This window comes from Methanobrevibacter sp., from assembly GCF_045539575.1.
Lineage (GTDB): Archaea > Methanobacteriota > Methanobacteria > Methanobacteriales > Methanobacteriaceae > Methanocatella.
In genome coordinates this window covers 1-7,523 of sequence record NZ_JAZQFM010000001.1, presented here as the reverse complement: position 1 = coordinate 7,523, position 7,523 = coordinate 1, and the positions used below count along the sequence as shown (strand labels likewise).

Sequence of the window (7,523 nt, the reverse complement as noted above, 5' to 3'; positions counted from 1 at the left end):
GGTACTTTAACTAACACTGTTAATGTAACTTCAAATGAAACAGATAATAAGACTGGTAATAACACTACTACTGTTTACAAACCTAATATGACTGTTCAGAAAGTTACTTTGGATAATGTCGTATTTGTTAATGATACAGTTAGATTCATGATTGTTGTTACTAACACTGGTGACTGTGACTTGCATAATGTTACTGTTACAGAGATCTTTAAACCAGCTGAATTGAAATATGATACTTATGTTGATTCTACTGGTAAATGGAGTCAGACCGGTGACTTTGTATTTGTTTATGATGGTGCATTGGCTAAAGGTAACAGTACCAATTTCACTGTTGTATTTACTGCATTGACTAACGGTACTTTAACTAACACTGTTAATGTTACTTCCAATGAAACTACTAACAAGACTAATAACAACACTACTACTGTTTACAAACCTAACATGACTGTTGCTAAATTAGCTTTAAACAAAACAGTTTACTTAGGTGAGGAAACATACTTCATGATTGTTGTTACTAACACTGGTGACTGTAATTTAACCAACATTAAAGTCTCTGAAATCTACAATTCTGAAGAAATGGATTCAATTACATTCGTAAGTGGAGACAAATGGAGTCAATCCGGAGATATCTTCACATACGACGGCAGTTTAGCAAAAGGATTAAGCACTAACTTTACAGTTAAATTCACAACCAAGAAAATTGGTAACATTACAAACACTGTAAACGCTACATCCAATGAAACAGACAATAAAACCGCCAACAACAACACAACTGTTATTGAAGAACTTTGTGATGTACAGGTTACAAAAGAAGTTAACGCTTCCAGCGTATTTGTAGATGAAAATGTTGAGTGGACTATTACTGTTGTAAACAATGGTCCTAACACTGCTAAGAATGTAATTGTAAACGATACTTTACCTGATGGTGTTGAAATTATAGGTGAACTTCCAAACAACGGTAAACAGGAAGGTAAAACTATTATTTGGGAATTAGGTGACATGAACGTAAATGAACCTGTAACCCTTAAATTTACCACAAAAGTGACCGTTGAAGGAAACGTTACAAATGTCGTAGTCGTAAACAGCACTACTCCTGATACTAACGAATCCAATAACAAAGCAAACAATACTACTGTTGCAAATCCGATTTGTGATCTGGAAATTACAAAACTAGTAAACGCAACTGAAGTACGCATCAATGATCTAGTTGAATGGACTATAATTGTATTAAACAAAGGCCCATCATCTGCTAAAGGCGTTGTTGTAAACGATACTTTACCTCAAGGTTTAGAAATTGTTTCAGCAAATCCATCTGTAGGTAGTTTTGATAATACTACTAGGATTTGGGAGATTGGTGAATTGAATAAAGATAAATCTGTTTCCCTTATTTTGGTAACTAAAATCAATACCAATGGTACTTTCACTAATATAGTTGTGGTTAATTCCACTACTCCTGATTCAAATGAATCAAACAACAAAGCAAACAATACCACTTCTGCAAACCCAATTTGTGACTTGGACATTACAAAATTGGTAAACGCATCAAAAGTAAACGTAAGCGATGTTGTTGAATGGACAATCACTGTTGTAAACAAAGGCCCTAACACTGCTGAAAATGTCATCGTCAAAGATACATTGCCTGCAGGCGTTAGATTGATTGGAGTTCCTGAAGGTTGTACTCAAGACGGAAATAGCGTAATATGGGATATTGGTACATTAAAAATTAATGACCCTGTTTCAATTACCTTATTGACTCAGATTATAACTGAAGGAGTAAAAACAAATGTCGTTGTTGTAAACAGTACTACACCTGATTCAAATGAATCAAACAACAAGGCAAACAATACTACTGTTGCAGAACCTGTTTGTGATTTGGACATTATCAAATTGGTAAGCACCAAGAAAGCTTATGTTGGAGAAGAGCTAACATGGACCATTATTGTTACAAACCACGGTCCTAGTGCTGCTAAAGACGTTAAAGTTCAGGAAGATATTCCAAGTTCATTAGAATTTGTGAGATACACTGCTACTAAGGGTACTTATGATAAAAACAGCCAAATTTGGACAATTGGTAAAATGGAAAGTGCTTCAAGTGTTACACTCACTATTGTGACTAAAGTTTTATCCGTTGGAAATATTACCAACCCTGTTGATGTTAAAACTTCAACTCCGGAAAACGATACAACCAACAATAAGGCTAACAACACTACCGAAGCATTTGATGTCTGTGATTTAGAGCTTATCAAATCCTCAGACAAAGAAGTTTACCATGTCGGAGATAAAATGCACTGGATTATTGAAGTGATCAATCACGGACCTTCAACAGCAAAAGATGTTGTTGTAAGTGATGTATTGCCTTCAGGTGTAAAATTCTTATCTTACTCTGCTTCCAAAGGTTCTTATGCACAGTCCGCTGGTAAATGGGATATTGGTGAATTGGCTAAAGGAGAAAAAGTCACACTTGACATTTTATGTAAAGTAATGACTGAAGGCATCATAACTAATAACGCTAATGTAACAACAAGTAGTAATGATACTAATTTAAGTAACAACTACGATAATGCTACAATTAAAGTTATTAAAGATGAAAAACCTCCTGTCCCTGACGGCCCTACTCCAGAACCTCCAGTTGAGTTAACTATGAGAAACACAGGTAACCCAATCGTTTATCTTTTAATTGCAATCATTGCAATATTTGGTAGTTTTTGGTCAAGAAACAGAAAGGAATAATATTGAAATTAAAACACGTAACTAGATTTTATATCTAGTTATCCTTTTTTCTTTTTTAGAATTAGAGCAATTTTTTACGAAGTCATAAACCCGAAAGTCTATTTTTAAATATTTTTATTTTAATCATAATTTTAGTTGTTAATCTACATGTATTTAAACTGATTTTTGAAAAATTAAAATAAAGTTAATTTAATGGAATATATATTTAATTAAATGTAGGTAAAATAAGTTACATTTAATTTCATCAACTGATTTTTAAAGTATTCGCATGGAAATTTTGTATTAGTATACGATTTTGAAACCCAGTTCATCAAGAAGTTTCAAGTCATCATCCAGTTTCAATCCGTCGGTGGTCAGCATGTCACCTAAAATGGCTGCATTGGCACCGGACTGGAATGCCTTTCTGCCGTTGTCACCCAAAAGCAATCTTCCGCCGGCCAGACGAATGTATGAATCGGGATTGATGAATCTGAATATTGCAATTATTCTTGAAACCTCATCGTTTGAAAGAATCTCATTGTTCTCAACAGGTGTTCCATTAATAGGATTCAGGACATTGATCGGTATTGACTTAACGCTTCTCTGCCTCAGTTCAATGGCAAGGTCAATTCTGTCTTCAAATGTTTCGCCCAAACCGAAGATTCCGCCGCTGCACACCATTACATTTTCACAGTCAATCATGTCCAATGTTTTCAGCTTGTCTGAGTAGGAATGAGTTGTGCAGATTTCGGTAAAATAGTCTTCGGAGCTTTCAAGATTGTTGTGAATCCTGTCAACGCCCGCTTTTTTAAGCATTCTAATCTGTTTATCATCAAGGATGCCCAGTGATACGCAAAGATTGATGTCACCATATTCATCAGTTAATTCCTTAATGAGATTGAATAATTCAATAAACTCGTTATCACTTACTGATTTTCCTGATGCGACATATGAAATTCTTTTAAGTCCTGAATCATAAAGCATCAGTGTTTTTCGCTTCAATTCATCTGCATCTATCAATGGATATATGTCAATGTCGGTGTCGTGATGAATTGACTGGGCACAGAATATGCAGTTTTCGCTACACTTTCCGCTTTTTACATTGATGATTGTACATGCATCAAAACTATTTCCGCAAAAATGCTTCCTGATTTCATTTGCTTGTTTTGCGAGTTCATTTAAATCAGCATTTACAAGTTCCAATGCATCTTCTCGAGTGACAATGTAATTATTCAACACCTTATTTTTGAGCTCAACCACGTCTAACATTTTATATAATAGTCCCCCACTTTTTTGATTAAACCTTTCTCAATCAGCCCATCCAAATTTCTGCTGATTTTTTCTTCAAAGTTTTTTGTTTTGAATCTGATCAGTTTATGCTTGATTTCGTCAGCTGTTGCCATGGAGTCGATTGCGTCATAAACGCTTTTTTCAAATGGCGCCAATGTAAAAATGATGTCTGTAAGTGCATCCTCCTCTTCAATTCCCTCGCCGAATATCCAAACGTCATCAGCGGCTTTGACGTTCAGCTCATCTTCCAGCTCACCGATTTTATTTTTAAGCCTGTCAAGGTGCGGATAATTGGCAAGCCCGTATTTATGCTTTGATATCCTTGTCAAAAATTCTCCGTAAACTTCATCCAAATCAATATCTGCACTGTCAAATGAATCAAGCACATAGACACACTCGTCTATTACAAGAACTGCCTTGTATGTATCTGTGTCCTCATCATATTCGATTTCGCCAAATTCGTTCACGTTCCAATGATGGTCCATAAGGAAATTTCTAACAAATTCCGCATCTTTGAGATTGTCATACATTCCAAATATATGTCCTTCGCCTGCAATCTGCTTGGTGATTATGTATGTGTTCATGATTCTTGAGATGTTGAGGCCGTATCTGGAGTTGTTAGGATTCCTTCTGTGCTTTTTAACCAGCTTTTCAACGGTATCCTCATCAGGCTTTTGCCTGTATTTTGCAAGAAGGCATATTTTTTCATCATAGACGCTGAGGATCAGATAATTTCCATCCTTTTCAATGATTTGAGGAATGTCATCCAGGTTCCAGCCGATACTTACCAGAAGATCCCTGATAAGCATTGCATCCTCCAGACTGTTCAACCTTGCAAAAGTGTGTGAGCCTTTGACGATTGAGCATGACTTCTTGTTTTTTCTAATGTATTTTTCACTCATTGTGTTTAATATTGGACTTTGAAATATATGAAACTTAACTAAAGCTGTGTTACATACGGGTTTTGAGTATTTTTCAAAATTATATCAACAGTTTTGTCGGAAAAAATTAATAGGAATAGATTAAAAGATAAACTTATGAAAGACATTTTTGATGAATGCGACTTTGGAGAGTTTAAGCTCAAAAACCGCATAATAAGGACTGGACTTTGGGAATCACAAAACAGGCAGCACGGATATCTGAAACCTGAGGTCTTTTTAAGGTATGAAAGGCTTTCAAAAAACAATGTCGGACTTATAATAACTGAACTGATATCACTCTATCCCCACGATAAGTTCAGCGACTATTCACACAGCATCAATTATCCGCTGTTCATGAAGGACTTCAAGTACCTCACAGACATATGCCACGAGTCAGATGTTCCAGTATTTGCCCAGGTAGCCTTTGCCAACTGCAATGTAAACGGAAAACAGATGATCGGCGTTAACGATTTGACACTGGAGGACATCAGGCAGATTCAATCAGATTACATCATTGCCGCACGCAGCCTGTCGTTTGCAGGATTTGACGGAATACAGCTCAATATCGGAAACAATTATTTTCTCTCAAAAGTGATTGACGCCAAGGAAAACACAAGGTCCGATAAATATGGGGGATCTCTTGCCAATCGCTTAAGGATGATAATCGAATTGATTCAGGCCATTAAGAAAATCACCCCTCTTCATGTAAACTGCAGGTTCAATGTGAATCCTCGCGATGAGGAGGAAAGTCTGGAAATTGCAAGGCTGCTTGAAAAATACGGTGCAGACAGCCTTCAGCTGACAAAACCGTCATCACCACAGTTCTTTTCAAAAGACTGCAAGGAGAAAAACATTCTCTTTGACATCACCGACAGGATTTCAGGGGAGGTTGATGTTCCGGTCATTTTGGGTGGCGGACTCTCAGATATGGGAGGCATCAACGATTTGATCAATAAAAGCGAAATCAGCTTTGTGTCCATGCAAAGGCCGTTCGTATATAATCCCACATTTTTAAGTGAATGGAAAAAGAACGGTGAAGGGGCGTCCCTGTGTTCCAAATGCAACAACTGCTATTGGAAAAAGACAAGCACATGCCATATGACCGCTGAAGAATAGCTGAACCATTAATCCATCACTTTTTTTTTAATCTTTTCACTGGTTCATTTTCATTGTTTCAATCTGTTCGTCACGGTTTTTCAATTTGAATGTAAAGATAAATGCTATGAATGCCACAACGGCCGCTAAAATAAGGCTGATTTTATAGCCGATTATTCCCTGAAACGATGCGATTATACCTCCGATAAGGGCTCCGCCTATAAGCTGGCCCGCACTTGAAAGCATATTTACAATAGCCTGTCCGGCTCCTCTTTCCGTAGGTCTTGCCTCGCTTAAGACAATGTATCTTAGAGGGGCGCCTATGATTGTAACAAGGCCGACTCCAACCAGAAGTCCTGCGATTATGAACAGGATGAAGTTTTCAGGATAGATTGAAATCACAACAAGCCCTATGGCCAGTATTATTGTTCCCGCCATCATGAGTTTGCGTGAACCTGTCGAATCCAAAATTTTCCCCAATACTGGTGCTGCAACGGCATTCGCTCCCAAAATAGGAATCAGCATCAGACTGGCGTACTGTTCATTCAGGCCCATTGAAAGTATAACCAGTGACGGGATGAAAATGGCTGAAGAGTATATTATGCCGTAGCATAATGTTTCAACGCATGCAATTCTAATTTCCCTGTTTTGCAGCATATGTATGGCAACAATGGAATCCTGCGCTTTTTTTTCAACCTTCAAAAATATTGGAATTAGGATGATGAATATAACCAGAAACGGAGCCACATTCATTGACATCAGGCTCTTAATGAAGTTGCTTGAATCGATCTGGTTCAATCCGTATGCCAGAAATACTGAAATCAGGCTTAGGATAATTATTCCCAAATAGTCTATTTTAAGCTTTCTTTGGTTCTGGGCATCCGGGAGAATGCAGTATGCAAAAATTATGATGAATATGCTTATGGGAATGTTGATGGTAAAGCACCAGTGCCATCCGAACGGAATCAGTGCGGCTCCAACCAATGGACCGCCGATTGCTGAAATTCCAAAAACGCTTCCGAGTATTCCAAGTGCCTTTCCCCGCTCTTCAAGTGGAAACTCATCGCCTATGAATGCCCCTCCGACAGGAAATATTCCTCCGCAACCGAATCCCTGAATGATTCTTCCTAAAAATATGGCTTCTATATTAGGTGAAAATGCAATAAGACATGACCCGATTCCGAATAGGAAAACATCCATGATGAAAATCTTTTTTCTTCCGTAAAAGTCTGAAAATTTAGCCATAACCGGTGAGCCTATCATGAAAAATATCACGAAGAGTGTGAATATCCAGCTTGACTCACGGCTTGTAAGGTTAAAGTTCTGCTCGATTGACGGCAGTACAGGGCCTATTATTCCCGTATCAAGGGACCCCATGAATACTCCGATTAAAAATAGTATCAGTATCAGGTTACGTGTTTTTGTATTTAGTGTCTTTTGCTGCATGGTATCACGTTAAATCCTATTTTGGAAAAATTTTGACTGAATAATTAAATGTCATGTTTAATA

Annotated in this window: 5 protein-coding genes; 2 read left to right on the top strand and 3 right to left on the bottom strand. The window is 37.3% G+C overall.

The annotated features are described in order from the left end of the window. Positions 1 to 2,730, top strand: a 2,730-nt coding sequence (locus tag ACKI30_RS00025; RefSeq protein WP_407408797.1) for a hypothetical protein, incomplete at its 5' end; no start/stop codon positions are given. A gap of 282 nt (positions 2,731 to 3,012) precedes the next feature. Here the strand turns inward: ACKI30_RS00025 and bioB are convergent. Both bioB and ACKI30_RS00015 read right to left on the bottom strand, forming a co-directional pair. Continuing rightward, complete coding sequence (gene bioB / locus ACKI30_RS00020) at positions 3,013 to 3,978, bottom strand: biotin synthase BioB (protein WP_407408795.1); 966 nt, start codon at positions 3,976 to 3,978, stop codon at positions 3,013 to 3,015. Further along, positions 3,972 to 4,901: a hypothetical protein gene (locus ACKI30_RS00015; RefSeq protein WP_407408793.1), complete on the bottom strand. Its 930-nt coding sequence runs from the start codon at positions 4,899 to 4,901 to the stop codon at positions 3,972 to 3,974. Before ACKI30_RS00015 ends, bioB begins: the two co-directional genes overlap by 7 nt. A gap of 135 nt (positions 4,902 to 5,036) precedes the next feature. Here ACKI30_RS00015 and ACKI30_RS00010 point away from each other — a divergent pair, with 135 nt between their 5' ends. Continuing rightward, positions 5,037 to 6,035 carry an NADH-dependent flavin oxidoreductase gene (locus tag ACKI30_RS00010; RefSeq protein ID WP_407408791.1) on the top strand — a complete coding sequence of 333 codons (999 nt, stop codon included), beginning with the start codon at positions 5,037 to 5,039 and terminating at the stop codon, positions 6,033 to 6,035. A gap of 36 nt (positions 6,036 to 6,071) precedes the next feature. Here the strand turns inward: ACKI30_RS00010 and ACKI30_RS00005 are convergent, their stop codons facing one another. Further along, complete coding sequence (locus ACKI30_RS00005; protein WP_407408789.1) at positions 6,072 to 7,460, bottom strand: MFS transporter; 1,389 nt, start codon at positions 7,458 to 7,460, stop codon at positions 6,072 to 6,074. Positions 7,461 to 7,523 lie beyond the last annotated feature (63 nt).